At 59.9% G+C, this 20,882-nt stretch carries 14 protein-coding genes and 1 pseudogene; 8 read left to right on the top strand and 7 right to left on the bottom strand.

Features of this window, described 5'->3' with window-relative positions; genetic code table 11:
* Window positions 1-85 precede the first annotated feature (85 nt).
* Complete coding sequence (locus FHX09_RS19140; RefSeq protein WP_132595183.1) at window positions 86-1,249, top strand: alpha-D-ribose 1-methylphosphonate 5-triphosphate diphosphatase; 1,164 nt, start codon at window positions 86-88, stop codon at window positions 1,247-1,249.
* 2 nt (window positions 1,250-1,251) lie between these two features.
* On the opposite strand, the gene purN is transcribed toward FHX09_RS19140, so the two are convergent.
* Window positions 1,252-1,926 carry a phosphoribosylglycinamide formyltransferase gene (gene purN, locus FHX09_RS19135; RefSeq protein ID WP_132595185.1) on the bottom strand — a complete coding sequence of 225 codons (675 nt, stop codon included), beginning with the start codon at window positions 1,924-1,926 and terminating at the stop codon, window positions 1,252-1,254.
* Complete coding sequence (gene purM, locus FHX09_RS19130) at window positions 1,923-2,996, bottom strand: phosphoribosylformylglycinamidine cyclo-ligase (protein WP_132595187.1); 1,074 nt, start codon at window positions 2,994-2,996, stop codon at window positions 1,923-1,925. Before purM ends, purN begins: the two co-directional genes overlap by 4 nt.
* Window positions 2,997-3,242: 246 nt before the next feature.
* On the opposite strand from purM, the gene FHX09_RS19125 reads away from it, so the two are divergent.
* The 5 genes from FHX09_RS19125 (at window position 3,243) to FHX09_RS19105 (ending at window position 9,651) form a co-directional block, all read left to right on the top strand.
* On the top strand, window positions 3,243-4,364 hold the full coding sequence (locus FHX09_RS19125; RefSeq protein ID WP_007801015.1) for an AI-2E family transporter: 1,122 nt from the start codon (window positions 3,243-3,245) through the stop codon (window positions 4,362-4,364).
* Entirely contained in the window at window positions 4,361-5,074 is a 714-nt protein-coding gene (gene hdaA / locus FHX09_RS19120) for a DnaA regulatory inactivator HdaA (protein ID WP_183722237.1), read from the top strand. Before FHX09_RS19125 ends, hdaA begins: the two co-directional genes overlap by 4 nt.
* Before the next feature lie 64 nt (window positions 5,075-5,138).
* Window positions 5,139-7,343 carry an RNA degradosome polyphosphate kinase gene (locus FHX09_RS19115; RefSeq protein ID WP_132595191.1) on the top strand — a complete coding sequence of 735 codons (2,205 nt, stop codon included), beginning with the start codon at window positions 5,139-5,141 and terminating at the stop codon, window positions 7,341-7,343.
* A 12-nt stretch (window positions 7,344-7,355) separates the two neighbouring features.
* On the top strand, window positions 7,356-8,879 hold the full coding sequence (gene ppx, locus FHX09_RS19110; RefSeq protein WP_132595193.1) for an exopolyphosphatase: 1,524 nt from the start codon (window positions 7,356-7,358) through the stop codon (window positions 8,877-8,879).
* Between the two features lie 151 nt (window positions 8,880-9,030).
* A complete protein-coding gene (locus tag FHX09_RS19105; RefSeq protein WP_037084037.1) occupies window positions 9,031-9,651 on the top strand; it encodes a YdeI/OmpD-associated family protein in 621 nt (206 codons plus the stop codon).
* A 96-nt stretch (window positions 9,652-9,747) separates the two neighbouring features.
* On the opposite strand, the pseudogene FHX09_RS19100 reads toward FHX09_RS19105, so the two are convergent.
* From FHX09_RS19100 to FHX09_RS19085, 4 genes and pseudogenes are all read right to left on the bottom strand, one after another.
* Window positions 9,748-11,074: pseudogene (locus FHX09_RS19100) on the bottom strand (esterase-like activity of phytase family protein).
* 45 nt (window positions 11,075-11,119) lie between these two features.
* Window positions 11,120-12,187: an adenylate/guanylate cyclase domain-containing protein gene (locus FHX09_RS19095; protein WP_132592192.1), complete on the bottom strand. Its 1,068-nt coding sequence runs from the start codon at window positions 12,185-12,187 to the stop codon at window positions 11,120-11,122.
* A gap of 126 nt (window positions 12,188-12,313) precedes the next feature.
* Complete coding sequence (rnd, locus tag FHX09_RS19090; protein WP_007801029.1) at window positions 12,314-13,459, bottom strand: ribonuclease D; 1,146 nt, start codon at window positions 13,457-13,459, stop codon at window positions 12,314-12,316.
* 83 nt (window positions 13,460-13,542) lie between these two features.
* Window positions 13,543-14,934 carry a multicopper oxidase family protein gene (locus FHX09_RS19085; protein WP_183722223.1) on the bottom strand — a complete coding sequence of 464 codons (1,392 nt, stop codon included), beginning with the start codon at window positions 14,932-14,934 and terminating at the stop codon, window positions 13,543-13,545.
* A 271-nt stretch (window positions 14,935-15,205) separates the two neighbouring features.
* Between FHX09_RS19085 and aspS the strand changes: the two genes are divergently transcribed.
* Complete coding sequence (aspS, locus tag FHX09_RS19080) at window positions 15,206-16,996, top strand: aspartate--tRNA ligase (RefSeq protein ID WP_132592298.1); 1,791 nt, start codon at window positions 15,206-15,208, stop codon at window positions 16,994-16,996.
* Window positions 16,997-17,166: 170 nt separating this feature from the next.
* Here the strand turns inward: aspS and FHX09_RS19075 are convergent, their stop codons facing one another.
* Window positions 17,167-18,354, bottom strand: a complete 1,188-nt coding sequence (locus FHX09_RS19075; protein WP_007801034.1) for a hypothetical protein — start codon at window positions 18,352-18,354, stop codon at window positions 17,167-17,169.
* 236 nt (window positions 18,355-18,590) lie between these two features.
* Between FHX09_RS19075 and parC the strand changes: the two genes are divergently transcribed.
* Window positions 18,591-20,846, top strand: coding sequence for a DNA topoisomerase IV subunit A (gene parC, locus FHX09_RS19070; RefSeq protein WP_132592198.1), 2,256 nt, complete (start codon window positions 18,591-18,593; stop codon window positions 20,844-20,846).
* The last annotated feature ends 36 nt before the right edge of the window (window positions 20,847-20,882 follow it).

Below are 20,882 nucleotides of genomic sequence, written 5' to 3'. Positions count from 1 at the left end.
CCAACTCGTCTTTGCGTTCACACCTATGTCATGAATCAGCGCTATGCGCTCCGGCTTGTCACAATTACCCTCTCGGAGCAGATCCATGTGGCTCAGCAATTTTACTCTTGTCCTTCCAGATGAGATCGTGAGCCACGGCTCGGTGCGCGTCGAGGACGGCGCGATCGCTGAAGTTCGGCAACAGCCGGTCGCCAACGCCGCCATCGATGGCGGCGGGCGCCTGCTGATGCCGGGTTTTGTCGATCTTCACGGCGACATGGTGGAACGCGAGATCGCGCCGCGCCCGAACGCGCCGATGCCAATCGATTTCAGCATTCACGAACTGGATAAGAAGCTGGCGGCGGCTGGCGTCACGACCGCCTTTGCCGCCGTCTCCTTCGCGACAGAGAGCGTCTACGGTCATGTCCGCTCGCTTGAGACGACCTCGGCCGTCATCGAGGGTATCAACCGGCTTAAGGATGACCTGCTGATCGATCACCGCGTCCACGCGCGCTACGAGATCACCAACCTCGGTGCCGCACCCACGCTTGAGAAGCTGCTCGATGCCGGTCATGTCGATATGGTTTCGCTGACGGACCACACGCCTGGGCAGGGCCAGTACAACAACATCGAAAGCTACATCCTGAGCATTGCCGAACGCCGCGCCATTTCCGAGGAGATGGCCGCCGAGATGGTCACCAAGCGCATCGAGATGCGCGACAATCCGGACATCGAGATCAAGCTGAAGCGGGTCGTCGATCTTGCCCTGAAACACAAGCTTTCGCTCGCCTCCCACGACGACGACAGCGCCGAAAAGGTCGCGCAAATGCACGATCTCGGCGTCACGATCAGCGAATTTCCGGTGACGCTTGCCGCGGCAGAAGAGGCGCGTCGCCGGGGTCTGTGGACGCTGATGGGCGCTCCGAATGCCCTACGCGGACAATCCATGTCCGGCAATCTCAGTGCGCTCGACGCCGCGGCAGCCGGCCTGCTGACGGTTGTCGCCGCTGATTACCATCCCGCAGCCTTCGTGCCTGGCATTTTCAAGATCGCCGATCGCACGAGCCTGCCCCATGCCGTCGCCATGGCGACGCGCAATGCGGCCCGCTCGGCCGGTCTTCTGGATCGAGGCGAGATCGCCCTCGGCCAGCAGGCGGATCTCGTGGTCGTCGAGGTTGGTGACGTGCACCGCATCCGCGCCACGTTCCGCAAGGGCCGTTTCGTCTACAGCGATGGTACGCTGCATCAGCCGCGGGCGCTTGCCGCCTGAGTTCAGGCGCGCTCGCCGATGATCGAAATGACTTTGCCGTTTTCCGCTGACTTGGCGAGGGCGCCTGTGCTGACGGCTTTGCCGCCTTCCATCTGCACCTTGCCCTCGGCAAACAGCCGCAGCGCCTGCGGGTAGAGCTGGTGCTCGACGGTTAGCACGCGCGCCGCTAGGCTCTCGGCACTGTCGTCGGAGCGGATCGGCACGGCCGCCTGGCCGATGACTGGCCCTTCATCCATGCCTTCGGTAACGAAGTGAACGGTGCATCCCGTCACCCGCATGCCAGCATCGATCGCCCGCTGATGGGTGTGCAGGCCGGGGAAGAGCGGAAGTAGGGACGGGTGGATGTTGATCATCCGGCCTTCGTAGCGCTGGATGAAAGTGCCGCTCAGCAGCCGCATGTATCCGGCAAGGCAGAGGATGTCGGGAGACAGTTGATCGAGCGCCGCAAAGATCGCTTCCTCGTGCGCTTCCTTGCTGTCGTAGTCCTTGCGGACGAAGGCGAATGTCCGAATGCCTTCGGCTGCCGCCTTGGCAAGTCCGCCGGCATCGGCCTTGTCGGAGATGACGCCGACGATTTCTGCCGGATAGTCGGCAGCCTTGGCCGCGGCCACTAGCGCCATCATGTTGGAACCGCCGCCGGAGATGAAGACGACGGCGCGTTTGCGCGGCGTCGTCATATGGCGAGCGTACCCTTGTAGAGCGTACCGGCTGCACCCTCGGCGCGGGCAATCATGCGGCCGAGTGCCACGACCGTCTCGCCTTCAGCTTCGAGCGCGGCGGTGACGGTCGCAACGTTCTCAGCCGAAACGACTGCGATCATGCCGATGCCGCAGTTGAAGGTGCGCAGCATTTCCTTGGCCTCAACGCCGCCCGTCTTGGAAAGCCAGGAGAACACCGTAGGAACCTTGACAGCAGCAAGATTTATCTCGGCTGCCAGATGCTTCGGCAGAACGCGCGGAATATTCTCCGGGAAGCCGCCGCCGGTGATGTGCGCCAGCGCCTTGATGGCTTTGGTTTCGCGGATCGCCTTCAGGAGCGGCTTTACATAGATGCGCGTCGGCGTCAGCAGTGCTTCGCCAAGGCTCTTGTCTTCCGCGAACGGAGCCGGGGCATCCCAGGCGAGGCCCGAAATCCCGACGATCTTGCGCACGAGCGAAAAGCCGTTGGAGTGAACACCCGAGGAAGCAAGGCCAAGAATGACGTCGCCCTCGGCAATGTCGCCCGAGGGGAGCAACTGGCCACGCTCGGCAGCGCCGACGGCAAAGCCGGCAAGGTCGTAGTCGCCGGAGGAATACATGCCCGGCATCTCGGCCGTCTCGCCGCCGATCAGTGCACAGCCTGCATCGCGGCAGCCGGCAGCAATGCCTTCGACGATCGCCGCACCCTGGTCGGGGTCAAGCTTACCCGTGGCAAAGTAATCGAGGAAGAACAGCGGCTCGGCGCCTTGGACGACCAGATCGTTGACGCACATGGCAACGAGATCGATGCCGACCGTGTCATGAAAATCGGCGTCGATCGCGATTTTCAGCTTGGTACCGACGCCGTCATTGGCGGCGACGAGAACCGGATCGGTGAAACCAGCTGCCTTCAGGTCGAACAGGCCGCCGAAGCCGCCGATTTCGCCGTCGGCGCCGGGGCGGCGCGTCGAGCGCACGGCGGGCTTGATCTTCTCCACCAGAAGGTTTCCGGCATCGATATCGACGCCTGCGTCGCTATAGGTCAGGCCGTTTTTTCCAGACTGGCTCATGCTGCTCTCCGATGGCTGTGCAGGGGCGGGAAATGTCACCGCCTCAATATGCGGGTCGCCATTGCATGACACGGGCCTACATGCAAGGGATTGCATGGAAAAAGCCCCAATTTCCCGCTCTTTTGACGTTGGCCCTCCGGATTTTCAGCGGCGGGGTTGACCATTCTCTCAGCCACATCCTATGTGCTCGAAAGGTTGCATCGTGACGATGCGGGAAAACGAGACGGTCGATCAGCGGGGAATGTGATGCCACAGCAGGTTAGCGGGGCAGGTCTGAAGCGCCAGGTCATCTTCTGGCTGATCGTACTCGCCTTCTTCATCGGCTTCCTCTTCCTCTTCAGTTCGATCCTACTCCCGTTCCTCGCAGGGATGGCGCTCGCCTATTTCCTCGATCCGGTCGCCGATCGGCTGGAACGCTTTGGGCTGAGCCGCCTGATGGCGACGATCGTCATCTTGATCGCCTTCATCGTCGTGATCGTGCTGGCCTTGATGATCCTGATACCGGTTTTGGCGAGCCAGTTCAGCGATTTTGCCGGTCGCCTGCCGGGCTATATCGATCAGTTGCAGACATTCATTACAACGTCGCAGAACTCTCTCATGCCGGATTGGGTGAGGAACCAGCTCGGGACGATCAAGAACAACTTCTCCGAAATCCTGTCGCAGGGATTTGGACTCCTGACTGGCCTCTTTGGTCAGGTCTGGAGCTCGGGTCTTGCCGTCGTCAACGTGATCTCGCTGATGATCGTTACGCCGGTTGTGGCCTTCTACATGCTGCTTGATTGGGATCGCATGATTGCAAAGGTCGATCAGTACATTCCGCGCGACTATGTAGCCAATGTCCACCAGATCATGCGCGAGATCGACCAGGCGATCGCCGGGTTCATTCGCGGGCAGGGTTCGCTCTGCCTCATCCTGGGCATCTGGTATGCGGTTGGCCTGTCGTTGGTCGGCTTGAACTTCGGCCTGCTGATCGGTCTGTTCGCGGGTATGATCAGCTTCATTCCCTATGTGGGCTCGTTGGTGGGGCTAGTCCTTGCCGTCGGCGTTGCCATCGTCCAGTTCTGGCCCGATTACATCTGGGTCGGCGCGGTGCTCGCGGTATTTTTCAGCGGTCAGTTCATGGAAGGAAACATCCTACAGCCGAAGCTGGTGGGACACAGCGTCGGGCTGCATCCCGTTTGGTTGATGTTCGCGCTCTTTGCCTTTGGCGCGCTGTTCGGCTTTGTTGGCCTCTTGGTCGCCGTGCCGGCGGCTGCCGCGGTCGGCGTGCTTGTCCGTTTTGCGCTTTCACGCTACCTTGAGAGCGATCTCTATGCTGGCGGGTCGAAGATTGGCCAGGTCGGCAAGACAAAAGCTGATCCCAAATGACTGATGTGAAAAACGCTGCTCCAAGGCGCAATGCCGTCGAACAGCTTCCCTTGGCCTTTTCGCACGATGCGGCAACCGGGCGCGACGATCTGTTGATCTCCGAACGGCTTGCGGCGGCCGTCTCGATCGTCGATGCCTGGCCGCACTGGCCTTCGCCCGTCGTGATCCTCGCCGGTCCAGTGGGCTCCGGAAAATCGCATCTGGCGAACATCTGGAAAGATCACAGTGGTGCGGTCGATATTCATCCAAGGGCCGGTGCCAACGCGGCGATCAATGCCGCCAATGGTCCGGTGCTGTTCGAGGATGTCGATCGGCTTGGCTTCGACGACAAAGAACTCTTCCATGTGATAAACAGCGTGCGGGAAAATGGTCACAGTCTTCTGATGACAAGCCGCCTGTGGCCGATGTCCTGGCCGGTAGAACTGCCGGATTTGCGCTCGCGTCTAAAGGCTGCGACGGTTGTCGAGATCGGGGAGCCGGACGAGGAACTGCTGTCACAGGTCATTGTGAAGCTGTTTGCTGACCGCCAGCTTTATATTGATGACAAACTGGTCCTCTATATAGTCAACCGGATGGAGCGGTCGCTGAACGCGGCCCAGACAATTGTGGACAGGCTTGATCGACTTGCCCTCTCTCGAGGCACGAAGATTACTCGAACTCTCGCCGCTGAAGTGTTGAATGAATTGGGCAATTCGGAGCCGGTGGATTGACTGTCACAGTTCTGTCGTGAAACTGATATAATTCGCTGGGCGAATGAAACGGGACAATCAGACCATGGATAGTGCAGTCGCGGAGCATCACCAACCTACTCCGGAAACCAATGAGACTGTGCCATCGCTGGAAGAACTGCTCGCCAGTCCTGAACGTTTCATCAATCGCGAATTCTCTTGGCTGCAGTTCAATCGCCGTGTTCTCGAGGAGACGCTGAACACCGAGCATCCGCTGCTTGAACGCGTCCGCTTCCTGTCGATCTCGGCAGCAAACCTCGACGAATTCTTCATGGTCCGTGTTGCAGGCCTCGAGGGGCAGGTGCGTCAGAACATCGTTGTTCGCACGCCCGACGGCAAGACGCCTGCAGAACAACTGGATGCCATCCTTCAGGAAATCGACAATCTGCAGATGGAGCAGCAGGCATCGCTTGCCGTGCTCCAGCAGTATCTCGCCAAGGAAGACATCCTGATCGTCCGTCCGGGTGCACTCAGTGCATCCGATCGGGCCTGGCTCGCAACGGAGTTCGAGCAGGCGATCTTCCCAGTGTTGACGCCGCTGTCGATCGACCCGGCCCACCCGTTCCCTTTCATCCCGAACCTCGGCTTCTCGATCGGGCTGCAGCTCGTCAGCAAGAACGGCCGTGAGCCTATGACGGCGCTGTTGCGCCTGCCACCGGCACTCGACCGCTTCGTGCGACTGCCCGACGACGGCAACACCATCCGTTACATCACGCTTGAGGACGTCGCCAATGTCTTCATTCACCGGCTCTATCCTGGCTACGAAGTGCAGGGCTCCGGCACATTCCGGATCATTCGCGACAGCGATATCGAAGTCGAGGAAGAAGCCGAAGACCTCGTGCGCTTTTTCGAAACGGCACTGAAGCGCCGTCGCCGTGGATCAGTGATCCGTATCGAGACCGATTCGGAGATGCCCGCGTCGCTGCGCCAGTTCGTTGTTCAGGCCCTCAGTGTTCCGGAAAATCGCGTCGCCGTTCTGCCCGGACTGCTGGCCCTGAACACGCTGTCCGAGATCACCAAGGCGCCGCGTGAAGATCTTCGATTTCCGTCCTACAACGCGCGATTTCCTGAACGCGTCCGAGAGCACGCCGGCGACTGCTTCGCTGCCATCCGCGAAAAGGACATGGTGGTTCACCATCCCTACGAATCTTTCGACGTGGTGGTCCAGTTTCTGCTCCAGGCTGCACGCGATCCTGACGTCCTGGCGATAAAGCAGACCCTCTACCGCACGTCGAACGACAGCCCGATCGTCCGTGCACTGATCGACGCGGCCGAATCCGGCAAGTCCGTTACGGCCCTGGTGGAGCTGAAAGCCCGCTTTGATGAAGAGGCCAATATCCGCTGGGCGCGCGACCTCGAGCGCGCTGGCGTACAGGTCGTCTTCGGCTTCATCGAGTTGAAAACACACGCCAAGATGTCGCTGGTCGTCCGCCGCGAAGAGGGTAAGCTTCGCAGCTACTGCCATCTCGGCACTGGCAACTATCATCCGGTCACCGCGAAGATTTATACAGACCTGTCGTTCTTCACCTGCAATCCGGTGATCGCGCACGATATGGCGAATATCTTCAACTTCATCACCGGCTATGGCGAGCCGGAAGAGAGTATGAAACTGGCGGTTTCTCCCTACACGCTGCGCTCGCGCATCGTTCGCCACATCGAGGAAGAGATCAAACACGCCAAGAACGGCGCGCCGGCGGCGATCTGGATGAAGATGAATTCGCTCGTCGACCCTGAGATCATCGACGCGCTTTACACGGCAAGCAGCGCCGGCGTTGAGATCGATCTTGTCATTCGAGGCATCTGCTGCCTGCGCCCACAAGTGCCTGGTCTGTCCGACAATATCCGGGTGAAGTCGATCGTCGGACGCTTCCTGGAGCACAGCCGCATCTTCTGCTTCGGCAATGGGCACGGGCTGCCGTCCGACAAGGCGCTGGTTTATATCGGCTCTGCGGACATGATGCCGCGCAACCTCGATCGCCGTGTCGAAACGCTCGTCCCACTGACGAATCCGACGGTCCACGAGCAGGTTCTCTCACAGATTATGCTCGGCAATATCATTGACAATCAGCAAAGCTACGAGATATTGCCCGACGGTACGTCTAGGCGCATGGAGGTGCGCAAGGGCGAGGAGCCGTTCAACGCGCAGCAGTATTTCATGACCAACCCCAGCCTGTCGGGTCGTGGCGAAGCCTTGAAATCCAGTGCGCCTAAGCTGATCGCCGGCCTGCTTTCCGGCCGAAACAACAAGTAATATTGGACCTGCATGGTTGAATCAGAAGCCCAGGGGCGCCTTCCAGGGATTGCCCCGGTCTCCGTTGTCGATATCGGGTCGAACTCGATCCGTGTGGTCATCTATGAGGGTATGTCCCGTTCGCCGACGATCCTTTTCAACGAAAAGGTGTTGTGCGGGCTCGGCAAGGGCATTGCGCTGACCGGCAAGATGGATGAGGCGAGCGTCGAGCGCGCTCTGGCCGCTCTTCACCGGTTCAAGGCATTGTCCGATCAGGCGCGCGCTGCCACCATGTTCGTGCTGGCGACCGCGGCTGCCCGCGAAGCATCAAATGGACCGGATTTTATCCATCAGGCAGAAACAATTCTGCAGCGTAAGGTCCGCGTTCTCTCCGGTGAAGAAGAGGCGAAGTTCTCCGCCCTCGGCATTGTCAGCGGCTTCTATGAGCCGGACGGTATTGCTGGTGACCTGGGCGGCGGTTCGCTCGAACTGATTGATATCAAGGGCAAGGAAATCGGCAACGGCGTAACCTTGCCGCTTGGCGGCCTTCGCCTGTCCGAATATGCCGGCGGCTCGATGGAGAAGGCCCGCACGTTTGCTCGCAAGCATGTGAGAACAAGCTCCAAGCTTCTGGCGAAGGGCGCTGGGCGCACCTTCTACGCCGTGGGGGGCACCTGGCGAAACATCGCAAAGCTGCACATGGAATTGACGCAGTATCCGCTGCATATGATGCAAGGTTACGAGGTCTCGCTCGAGGCGATGATGCAGTTCCTCGATCAGGTGGAGATCGCCAGGGACTCGAGAGATCCCGCATGGTTGGCCGTCTCGAAGCATCGCCGCGCGTTGCTTCCCTTCGGCGCGGTCGCCATGAAGGAAGTCCTGAGTGCGATGAACCCCTCTGTTATCTCGTTTTCGGGGCAGGGCGTGCGCGAAGGCTACCTCTATTCATTGCTTTCCGACAGCGAGCGCCGCAGCGATCCACTATTGGCCGCGGCGGGCGAGCTTGCCATTCTCCGTGCCCGTTCGCCGGAGCATGCCAGAGAACTGGCGGAGTGGACCGGTCGGATGATGCCCTATTTCGGCGTCACCGAGACGAAAGAAGAGGCGCGCTATCGTCAGGCCGCATGCCTGCTCGCCGACATCAGCTGGCGCGCACATCCCGACTATCGCGGCTTGCAGGCACTGAACATCATTGCCCATTCGTCCTTCGTCGGCATCAGCCATCCCGGCCGGGCATTCATCGCGCTCACCAACTACTACCGGTTCGAGGGGCCACATGATGACGGCGCGACGGGGCCGTTGGCGACGATCGCTACGCCGCAATATGTCGAGCGCGCCAAACTGCTCGGCGGAATGCTGCGGGTCGTCTACCTTTTCTCGGCATCCATGCCGGGCGTGGTCCGCAACCTGAGTTTCCAGAAGTCGTCCAATCCCGATCTGGACCTGGAGTTCGTGGTTCCGGCGGAGTACAGCGACTTTGCCGGTGAGCGCCTTGACGGCCGCCTGCAACAGTTGTCCAGACTTACCAACAAGCGCTTGGCTTTCCGCTTCGAGTAGCGCTTCGCGCTTGACCAAGGCACACCGCCGCGAACAACCCGACGACTTTGTTGATCGCTTATGGCGCATTCCCACAAATTTCGTCCCTAAGTTGACGTATTGGTTCGGTATGCTTGCAACCAACATCACGAGCGAAATTTGGGCGAGAGACATGATCACGGATATTGAGGACTTTTTTACGAAAGGATGCGGACGCTGCGAGCGGTTTGCGACACCGGACTGTTCGACACGGCAATGGATTGACGGCCTAAACGAACTTCGCCGCATCTGTCGCGATGCGGGCCTCGTCGAGACGGTGAAATGGGCGCATCCCTGCTACATGCACGAAGGCCGCAATATCGTGATACTCGGTGCCTTCCGCGGCGATTTTCGCGCAAGTTTCTTTAACGCCGCACTGATGAAGGATCCCGAAGGCGTGCTTGAGAAGCAGGGATCGAACACCCAACATCCCGACATGCTCCGTTTTGTAAGCAATGCACAGGTAGCAAAGATGGAACCCGTCATCCGGTCCTACTTGAAGGAGGCGATGGGCTATGCGGAGGCAGGCATTAAGCTGCCCAAAGAGCAAAGCCAAATAGAACTGCCCGACGAGTTGGTGGAGGCCCTGGATTCCGACCCTGAACTTGCCGAGGCTTTTCACGAGCTGACGCCCGGCCGGCAGAAAAGCTACGTGATCAATCTTAACGGGGTGAAAAAGTCGGAAACGCGAACGACGCGGATTGCTAAATTCCGAGATCACATTCTCGCTGGAAAGGGCGCAACAGAGCGCTAGTCCGAATTTTCGAACGCCCAACCGATCTGGTGTCTGCCGCGTCGTTCCCGAAAAAGCCCCGCTCCTTCGAGCGGGGCCTTCCTTATGAGCGTAAACTTACTTCGCGTTCAGGAGCTCGCCGACTTCGAGCAGGCTGAACTCGTTGTTGTCGGCCTTGTCGACAGCGCGGCCCGCCGAGAAGGGCAGGTTGTTGTCGTTGCCGACGACGATATGGGTGGCATCGACGCGATCGACGTTCTCGATCGTCACGAACGGCATGTCGTAGATGCCATCCTTGCCGCTAGCTTTCTTCTTATTGTCCGGGTCCTTGATGTTCAGGAGGTCGATGTAGCCAATCTTGCGAACAGACTTGCCGACGTTGGCGTCGTTGAACTCGATCTTGTAGATACGCTTGAGGTCGGCCGGTGCCTCGAAGCAATCCGGCTTCGGCTGCTTGGGATCGGCGCAAGCCTTGTCCTTCGTGCCGGCGCCGTTGTCGCGTTCGATGACGAGCGCGGTCGTGTCGTCGAGCATGTTGAAGTCGCCGATCGAAACACCCTTGTCCTCGAAAGGGTAGAACCAGCTGCGGCCGGTCCAGCTCTTGGAGGCAGTGTCGAACTCGATGACGCGGATGGCGGTATGGCCGTCAACCGACTCCATCTTGCCGTCGTCCTGATAGATAGCGCCTTCCAGAAGGCCGTAGAGCTTGCTGCCGTCCTTCGACATTGCAAGACCTTCGGATCTTGGCGATCGGATTTGCCGGAACGGAGAGCACCGGATTGTCGGGCGACATAACCGGCTTGCCGTCGACAGTGGTCGAGATCACGTCGGTCAGGCGGCCTTCCGTGTCGAACTTGAGGATATAGGGTCCGAACTCGTCGCCGACCCAGAAACCATCGGCCACAGGCTGCACGGATTCGATGTCGAAATCTGCGCCTGTGAGATAACGCTTCTCAGTGCCTTCCAGAACGATCGGGAAAGGAGCTTTCTTGCTGGGGTCGGAGAGGAAGAGGTTCTTGACGACCTCGACCTTGCCCGTCTGCCAGTCGAACTTTGCCTGATGCAGGAAGAGCATCGCGTCGCTGGAGTTCGCCTTCGAGCCGAAGCCGTTGTCGGAGAGCGTCCAGAACGTGCCATCCGGCATGGTCTTGATGCCGGAGAAGCCCTGGATTGGTTGACCGTCGAAGGGCAGCTTCAGATCGGTGACGCGAGCGCCGTCCTTGCCGGGAACCGTACCGAGCGCTTCGGTGCGCTTGCGGTCGGCGGTCGTGAACTTGCCCGAGTGCTTGAGGAACTCAGGCGCATTGGCTGGAGCCGCGACGAGTGTGTTGGCCGGCAGAATGGCCTGGCCTCCGAGCTTAGCTGGAAATTCCTGCTGGTCGGCGGCGGCCGAACCAGCGATCAAAAGAAGAAATGAAACAGAAGCGAGAAAAGTATTTTTCATCGAAACCCCCAAGGATTGGAATGCGGGTCTCGATTAGCAATGCTTTCATGTCGGCGCGTTGACGCTTGCGTGAAGCTTTGATGACGCCTTGCGGTTGTCTGCCTTGGCGAGCGCGATAACGCCGAGGCTCTGGCCGCGGCCCTTGACGGCGTGGCTTCCAAGATCCTCGGCCGAGACCGTCTCCGGCATCTTGATCCGCAGGGCGAGGTCGCTTGAGATGAGAACCGATCGGTTCAAACTCTTGCAGAGCGATTCAAGTCGGGATGTGGTGTTTACGGTGTCGCCGAAGTAGGTGATCTTATGATGGTCGACGCCGATTTCGGCCGTAATAACCGTACCGCCATGCAAGGCGGCGCGCAGGCGAGGGACCTGACCAAATGTCTTCAGCCAGTTCTCGGCGTCCGCCTCTATCGCGCTGATGATATCGAAGATGCAGTTCACGCATCGGCCGAACTTGATCCCGCGCTCCAGCGGCCAACTGATGATCGCGGCGTCACCCACGTAGTCATCGATGGTGCCCTTGTACTTCCGGACCGGCTCGGCGAACGACGCAAACAGGGAACTCAGCATCTGTTGGGCTCGAAGATCGCCGTGCTTCTCGGCAAAGGAGGTCGAATCCACGAGATCGATGAACAGGAAGACGCGCTCCTCGCTGATCGGCTTCCGGTAACGGCTGAAAAGCATGCTGATGAAGATGTCGCGGCCCAGCAGTTCGCGGATACGTAGCACGAAGATGATAAGCGCACACACGGCAAGGGCATAAAGAAAGGCGTCGAATGGCAGGATAACGGCATCGACCCACGATGCTGGGCGAAAGGCTCCGAGCCACCACATCGAGAGGCCGGCAACCGCAAATCCAACGCTCATCAGGATCTCGTAGACGAAGATCTCAGCGAGGAAGAACGTCACCGTCGGCAATGCCTGCATGCGCCGGTAAAGGCCGCGCAGGATCACCTTGCGCTCGAAGGCGATGATCGGCATGCCGATGAACAGCGCAAAGGTCGCGCCGACAAACGGATGGCCGCCATAGAAGCGCATGTCATAGAAAACGCCGCTCGCGGCTATGACAAGCGCGATCAACAGCCAGTTCTGGACCGGAGATATTTCCCTCATGTAGTCCTTTTCGCGGTACCTGTCCGTCGGGGATACCTAGGGCATATAGGAAACGTTGATTGTTTCCGAAAGGCGCTGCGTCAGTTTCCTTGGACCGAATCGATCTGGAGATGACTGTGATGGCACCTAGAGCGCCACCGTCTCGACCTTCTTGCCAACGAAGCGGAGGGCAACCTGGCCCTGGATGAGCTGCAGCGCGGGCTCACCGAAAAGCTCCCGCCGCCAGCCATGCAGCGCTGCGACTTCGGCCTTCTCGCCTTCCGCCGCGATGCGGTCGAGATCTTCGCTGTTGGCGATCACCTTCGGTGCGACGCCATGCTTTTCCGAGATCAGCTTTAACAGGACCTTCAGCAGCTCGGCGGCAGCGGCAGCACCTTCCGGCGGTTGCGTCTGTCGTGGAGCATGCGGCATCTCGGCCTTCGGCAAGGCGAGCGCGGCATTGACGGCTTCGACAACGGCGATGCCGGCTGCCGATCGCTCCCAGCCCTTGGGGATCGTTCGCAGGCGGCCGAGCGCTTCGGCGTCCTTCGGTTGCTGCTGGGCGACCTCGTAGATCGCGTCATCCTTGAGGACGCGCGAGCGCGGCACGTTGCGGGAGCGCGCCTCGCGCTCGCGCCAGGCGGCCACATATTTCAAAATGGCAAGTTCCTGCGGCTTGCGCAGGCGCATTTTCAACCGCTGCCAAGCATCGTCCGGATGCATGTCGTAGGTCTCGCGAGCCTCGAGGATATCCATCTCCTCCCGAAGCCAGGACGAGCGGCCTTCGCGTTCGAGCTCGGCCTTCAGGTAGAGATAGACGTCGCGCAGGTGCGTCACGTCGGCAAGCGCGTAGTCCAGCTGCTTTTCCGAAAGTGGCCGGCGGCTCCAGTCGGTGAAGCGCGAAGACTTGTCGATCTGAACGCCTTTCGTGCGATTGACGAGCTGATCATACGAGACGGAGTCTCCGAAGCCGCAAACCATCGCAGCAACCTGCGTGTCAAAAATCGGATGCGGGATGAGGCCGCCGCGGTTGTAGATGATCTCGATATCCTGGCGTGCGGCATGAAAGACTTTCAAAACGGCAGGATTGGCCATCAGTTCAAAGAATGGCTTGAGGTCGAGACCCTTCGCCAACGGATCGACCAGCACTTCCGTTGTCGGACTTGCCATCTGGATCAGGCAAAGTTCCGGCCAGAATGTTGTCTCTCGGAGAAACTCGGTGTCGATGGTAATGAATTCTGACTTGGCCAGCTCTTTGCAGGCCGCCTCCAAATCGGCGGTTGTTTCGATCATCTCAATTCATTCGCAGGATAGACATAGTTGAACCTTCCTTCTCCTTTCGGCCGGATAAGTCAACTAGAACCCGTAAAGACCCGTCAAACAACCCTGACATAACTGGTCATGCCAGTCTTCTGATGCTCGATGATATGGCAATGCAGCACCCAGTCGCCGGGATTGTCGGCCACGAAGGCGAGTTGCACCTTCTCGTCTGGTTGTACGAGATAGGTGTCGCTTACGAGTGGCATGACCTCCCGCGTCGATGACGACAGGACGGTGAAACTCATTCCGTGCAGATGGATGGGATGCGCATGCGGTGTCACGTTCTCAAGCTGCAAAATGTAGCTCTTGCCGAGCTTCAGTTCCGCCAGCGGCGCGGTCGGGTCCGCGGTGTCGCCCGGCCACGGCACCTTGTTGATGGCCCAGAAGCTGTAGCCGAAGGTGCCGCAGATACTGTCGGCAGGCGCGCTTTCGGCCGTGGCGCTGAGAATGAGCGGAATCCTCTGTGCCGAGGACAGATCGGCCTTAGCGACCGGGTTTTCGCTGAGCGTGCCGAGATCGCCGACATGGCGCTTCAAGGATGTTCCGACAGCTCTAAGCTTGGCGATCGTCTTCGGCGTCGTGCCCCTGATGTCTTCGAGTATGGCAATGGCGCCCTCGCTGTCCGGCATCCGCACGGCGAGATCGAGGCGCTGGCCTGGGCCGATCCGCAGCAGATCGAGCGGAAAGCGCTTCGGCACAGGGTTGCCGTCGATCGCAATCACCGTCGCCTCGGCACCTTCCATCTTCAGCGAGAAGATGCGGGTGACGTCGGTCACGGCAATTCGCAGCCGGATGAGACCGCCGGCCGGCGCCTCGTATTGTGGCTCCTGGTGCCAATTGGCCGTCCTTACCGTTCCGTAAGTACCGGTCTTTGCTGCGTCGCGTGGACGGAAGGCCGCAATGAATTGGCCGTCGCCGCCGAGGCGCCAGTCGCGCAGATTGAGCACCACTTCGGCATCGAATGTCGGGTCGGCTGGATCCTCGACCACGAGAACACCGGTCATGCCGTGGCCCATCTGCGTCAGCGTGTTGCAATGGGGATGATACCAAAAGGTGCCAGCATCCGGCGGCGTGAAGGCATAATCGAAGCTATCGCCGGTATAGACGTAAGGCTGCGTTATGAACGGCACCCCGTCCATCTTGTTGGCGATTCTCAAACCGTGCCAGTGGATCGTCGTCGGCTCGTCGAGCGCGTTCGTCAGCTGTGCCGTATAGGGCTTGCCCTTGGTCATCCGTAGCACCGGCGGCATGCCGCCGTCACCCCAGCTCATGATCTCTTTCGTGACACCGGCATCGGTGATACTGGCCGTCGTCTTCACCGCTTTCAAGACCTGCGGCTCGGGGGCTGCTTCCGCAAGCCCAAACTTCCCCGCGATCCCGACACCGACGCCATATGCACCTGCGACGGCAGAGGCTTTCAGGAGATTGCGGCGAGTGAGGAGGGGCATGTAGAGGCTCCGAGAAAATGATAGCGTTCCTCTTTAAAGTTGACCGCAAGCTTCAGCAATATGGTGCGATGTTGCCAAACTGCCGCATGGCTTTTCCCGGTGACACGGTTGCATGCTTGCCATAAAGCCTTCGCAACGCGCGTGCCCTACGCGCCAACCCTTGACAAATCAGACCGTCCATGCGCTTTTCCGCCCGATTTTCTTGTCGGTGCGGGAGAGCCATCAGAGCCCCTTGCTGCCGTCTTTAAGCCAGATACCGGGAATTGAGATGATGCATCGTTACCGCAGCCACACATGTGCAGCCCTCCGCAAGTCGGATGTCGGCGCCAATGTCCGGATTTCCGGCTGGGTCCATCGTGTTCGCGACCATGGCGGCGTTCTCTTCATCGACCTGCGCGACCACTACGGCATCACCCAAGTCGTTGCCGATCCGGATTCGCCCGCTTTCAAGCAGGCCGAACTGGTTCGCGGCGAATGGGTCATTCGCATCGACGGCCTCGTGAAGGCTCGTACGGAAGACACCGTCAACAAGAACATGGCGACCGGCGAGATCGAACTCTACGCGCAGGAGATCGAAGTTCTCTCCGCTGCCAAGGAACTGCCACTGCCGGTCTTCGGCGAGCCGGATTATCCGGAAGACGTGCGCCTGAAGTACCGCTTCCTCGATCTGCGCCGCGAGACGCTGCACAAGAATATCGTCAAGCGCACGCAGGTCATTTCGGCCATGCGCCGCGAGATGGGCAATATCGGCTTCACCGAATACACGACGCCCATCCTGACGGCCTCTTCGCCGGAAGGCGCACGCGACTTCCTCGTGCCATCACGCATTCATCCTGGCACGTTCTACGCGCTGCCGCAGGCGCCGCAGCAGTACAAGCAGCTGCTGATGGTCGCCGGCTTCGACCGTTACTTCCAGATTGCCCCGTGCTTCCGTGACGAAGACCCGCGCGCCGACCGCCTGCCGGGCGAATTCTACCAGCTCGATCTCGAAATGAGCTTCGTCGAACAGGAAGACGTCTGGAACACGATGGAGCCGGTCATTCGTGACATCTTCGTCGAGTTCGCCGATGGCAAACCAGTGACTGAGAAGTTCCCGCGTATTCCTTATGAGACGGCGATCCGCAAGTACGGTTCCGATAAGCCGGACCTGCGCAACCCGATCGAGATGCAGGCCGTGACCGAGCATTTTGATGGCTCCGGCTTCAAGGTCTTCGCCAATATGATCGCCTCCAACCCGAAGGTCGAGGTTTGGGCTATTCCAGCCAAGACCGGCGGCTCCCGCGCCTTCTGCGACCGTATGAACGCCTGGGCGCAGAGCCAGGGCCAGCCGGGCCTCGGCTACATCTTCTGGCGCAAGGAAGGCGAGAAACTCGAAGGCGCCGGCCCGCTTGCCAAGAACATAGGCGAGGAGCGCACCGACGCGATCCGTAGCCAGCTCGGTCTCGATGACGGTGACGCCTGCTTCTTCGTCGCTGGCGACCCCACGAAGTTCTACAAGTTCGCCGGGGAAGCCCGCACCCGGGCCGGCGAGGAACTGAACCTCGTCGATCGCGATCGCTTCGAATGCTGCTGGATCGTCGATTTCCCATTCTACGAATGGTTGGAAGAAGAAAAGAAGATCGACTTCGCCCACAATCCGTTCTCGATGCCGCAGGGCGGCATGGAAGCGCTCAACGGCGCCGATCCGTTGTCAATCAAGGCCTTCCAGTACGACATGGTCTGCAACGGCTTCGAGATCGCCTCGGGCTCGATCCGCAACCAGCTGCCGGAAGTTATGGTCAAGGCCTTTGAATTGACCGGCAAGTCGCGCGCCGAGGTCGAGGAGCAATTTGGTGGCCTCTACCGCGCCTTCCAGTACGGCGCACCGCCGCATGGCGGCATGGCCTTCGGTATCGACCGCATTGTCATGCTGCTTGTCGGCGCGAAGAACCTGCGCGAAATCTCGCTGTTCCCGATGAACCAGCAGGCCCAGGATCTCCTAATGGGTGCACCGACGCCGGCAACGCCAACGCAGCTGCGTGAACTGGCGATCCGCCCGATCCCGCCGGTCAAGAAGGACTAAGCAGGCTTACTGAATGATAAAAGCCGGCAATCGATTTCGCCGGCTTTCTTTATTTCTGCGAGGCTCCAGATCGCGTCCAACAACGTGACGGTCAGCGGTCACCTCGCTACTAAGTAGAAAACCCAGCGGGCAACGGCGCGCCGGGTTTCCAAGTAGTCAAGCTTGGCCGATCAATCGTTGGCCGAAACCTTCACGCCGAGAACCTGCGGCAGCGTGTTCGGTGCGCCCATCGCAGCACCCATGATCATCGGGAACGGTACAGGCTTTGCCGGAGCAGCGGCAAGCGTCAGGCTCTTCGGGTCGTCGAGGAAGGTGTTGACGGCCGCCGATATGGCGTTCTGCAGCTCCGGAATGTTGAGCTGCGCCAGCATGATCGGCGTCATCGCCTTCAGCGAATCCGCCATCTGCTGGCCGGAGATGTTCTGCTGGCTGCCGGCGTAGTCGAGCGCGCGCTTGGTGATGGAAGCATCATCGAAGCGGATCTGGGCACTTTCAAACGACAGCTGCTGCATCAGTCCGAGCATCGAGAGGCCGAGAGCCTGCTGCGCTTCTTCCTTGTTCTGGTTCGCTTCGGCCTGCTTGGCGGCTTCTTGCAGCGACTTCAAGAAAGGCATCGTGTAGCCGGAGATTTTGAAGGCGAGGTTCAGCTTGCCGATGTTGTTGAAGTCGAAGGCGAATTCGGAAACGTCGATCGTGCCTGGCGTCAGCTCCCAGGCACCCTTCATCGTGATGTCGCCTTGGATGTGCTGAAGTGCGAGCTTGTCGATCGCATCCTTGCTTTGCGCGTCGCTTGCCTTGCTGAGATCGGCCTTCAGGCCCTTGAAAGCGCCATCGAAGTCGAAGCCGGACTCGTCTTCGCGCAGCGTCAGGTTGACGTCGCTTTCGGCGATCGAGAATAGTTCCGCGCCGTTCTGGACAACCTTCACAGGACCGCTGTGAGCGTTCTCATAAAGCAGCATGGAGTCGAGCCCTTCGCCCTTCGGATCGGCGGGGATCGAAATGCCGCTAAGCGTCAGATCGGTGGCCGTGAAGGTCGCGCCCTCATTGGTGGCGCTGACATTCGGGAAGGACGCTTCCTCGACGTAGTAGCCGCCGTCGTCGTCGGCTTCGACACCCGTCATCGTGATATCGCCGATCGACACCGCTTCACCGCTGTTTGCCTTGAAGCTCGCCTTCTTCAGGGTCACGGTCGTACCGTCGACGTTGACGCTATCGGCAACGATCGTGCCGCCCTGTTGGCTATAGGCGGCATTGATCTTCTTCAGCAGATCCTGGCCGTCGAGCGCGAAAGCCGAGCCGGCGAGAGAGAGAAAGGCAACGCCCGAAAGCATTAGCCGTGTCGTCCGGTAAAAAGTCATCTGGGGTCCCCTGGTGGCGGTGCGTAGCGACGGCTCAATTCGTTGCCGGTCTACTGTGGTTCAATCGCGGGTTATATTTGCGGATTTCTAAATTTGTGTTGAAGGGAAAACGAAACAACGACCAAATTCAGGCAAAGTGTCTCAAGCCATTCTTTTCCTGTGCCCCCAAGACTTCGTCCACAGCCGGAATGCCCGGAATCCTTGCTCAAGAGGGTCTTCTCGGCTAGTCAGGACATATGGGACAAGAGATTTTGCCGCCCTCTGGCGGAGACGACGACAGTATCCTTCCGGTCGATCTGAAGGCAGCGCTCGAAGAGCGATACCTTGCCTACGCGCTGTCGACCATCATGCACCGCGCTCTTCCGGATGTGCGCGACGGCCTGAAGCCGGTCCACCGCCGTATCATTCACGCCATGAGTGAAATGGGCATCCGGCCCAATTCCGCCTTCAAGAAATGCGCGCGCATCGTCGGCGATGTCATAGGTAAGTTCCATCCGCATGGCGACCAGTCGGTTTACGATGCGCTGGTGCGTTTGGCGCAGGATTTCTCGCAGCGCTATCCCGTCGTGGACGGGCAGGGCAACTTCGGCAACATCGACGGCGACAGTGCCGCGGCCTACCGATATACCGAAGCGCGTATGACCGAGGTCGCGGGTCTGCTGCTTGACGGCATCGAGCAGGATGCCGTCAATTTCCGGCCGACCTACAACGAAGAAGACGAAGAGCCGGTCGTCCTGCCGGGCGCCTTCCCGAACCTGCTTGCAAACGGTTCGTCCGGTATTGCGGTCGGCATGGCGACGTCCATTCCGTCGCACAATGTCCACGAGCTATGCGACGCAGCACTCCACCTTATCAAGCATCCTGATGCTTCGGTCGAAAAGCTGGTTGAGTTCATCCCCGGTCCGGACTTCCCTACCGGCGGCATTATTATTGATGGCCGTGAAAGCATCATCGAAGCCTACAAGACCGGCCGTGGCGGCTTCCGCACACGCGCCAAGTGGGAGACTGAGGATCTCGGCCGCGGCGGCTACCAGATCATCGTCACCGAAATTCCGTTCCAGGTGCAGAAGTCCCGCCTGATCGAAAAGATCGCCGAACTGCTGCTGGCGCGCAAGCTGCCGCTGCTCGAGGACATCCGCGACGAGTCCGCTGAGGACGTCCGCGTCGTGCTGGTGCCGAAGAACCGGACGGTCGATCCGACGATCCTTATGGAATCCATGTTCAAGCTGACGGAGCTGGAAAGCCGCTTCCCGCTGAACATGAACGTTCTGTCCATGGGCCGCATCCCGCGCGTCATGGCTCTGAACGAGGTGCTCAAGGAGTGGCTCGACCATCGCCGCGAAGTGCTGCAGCGCCGCTCGCGCTTCCGCCTCGCTGCCATCGATCGGCGCCTCGAAATCCTCGGCGGCCTGCTGATCGCCTACCTCAACATCGATGAGGTGATCCGTATCATCCGCGAGGAGGACGAGCCGAAGCCGGTGATGATCGCGCGCTGGTCGCTGACCGACAACCAGGTTGAAGCGATCCTCAACATGCGTCTGCGGTCGCTGCGCAAGCTCGAGGAGTTCGAAATCCGCACTGAGTTCGACGAACTCACTAAGGAAAAGGGCGAGATCGAAGCCCTGCTGGCGTCGGAAGAAAAGCAGTGGCAGACCGTCGCGTGGGAAATCGGCGAGGTAAAGAAGAAGTTCGCGAAGGCGACCGAGCTCGGCCGCCGCCGCACCCAGTTCGCCGATGCACCCGAGGCCGACGAGCAGGCCATCCAGCAGGCGATGATCGAGAAGGAACCGATTACGGTCGTCGTCTCCGAAAAGGGTTGGATCCGCGCGCTGAAGGGGCACATCTCCGACACCGCGACCCTGACTTTCAAGGAGGGCGATGGGCTGAAGGTTGCCTTCCCGGCGCAGACGACCGACAAGATCCTTATCATCACGACTGGCGGCAAGGCGTTCACTCTTGGCGGCGACAAGTTGCCTGGCGGTCGTGGCCACGGTGAGCCGCTGCGCATCATGATCGACATGGAGAACGATCAGGACGTTCTGACCGCCTTCGTGCATGATTCTGCGCGCAAGCAGATGATCGTCTCGACGGCGGGCAACGGCTTCGTCGTTGCCGAGACCGACATGGTGGCCAATACCCGCAAGGGTAAGCAGATCATGAACGTGTCCATGCCAGATGAGACGAAGCTGATCGTTCCCGTCAGCGGTGATCATGTCGCCGTCGTCGGCGAAAACCGCAAGCTGCTCGTCTTCCCGCTGGCGCAGGTGCCGGAAATGGGTCGCGGCAAGGGCGTTCGCCTGCAGCGCTACAAGGATGGCGGCATCTCTGACGTGCGCTGCTTCGCGATCGCTGACGGCCTCGTCTGGGAAGACAGCGCCGGCCGCACCTTCACCAAGAACAAGGATGAGCTTGCCGAATGGCTCGCTGATCGCGCGACAGCCGGCCGCACCGTTCCGAAGGGCTTCCCGCGCAGCGGCAAGTTTGCCGGCTAAGGCGAAAATAAATCCGCGCCTCGCTCTTGGCGGGCG

It is taken from the genome of Rhizobium sp. BK538 (assembly GCF_014197575.1).
Taxonomy (GTDB): domain Bacteria; phylum Pseudomonadota; class Alphaproteobacteria; order Rhizobiales; family Rhizobiaceae; genus Rhizobium.
This window is presented reverse-complemented; position numbering and strand designations above follow the sequence as displayed.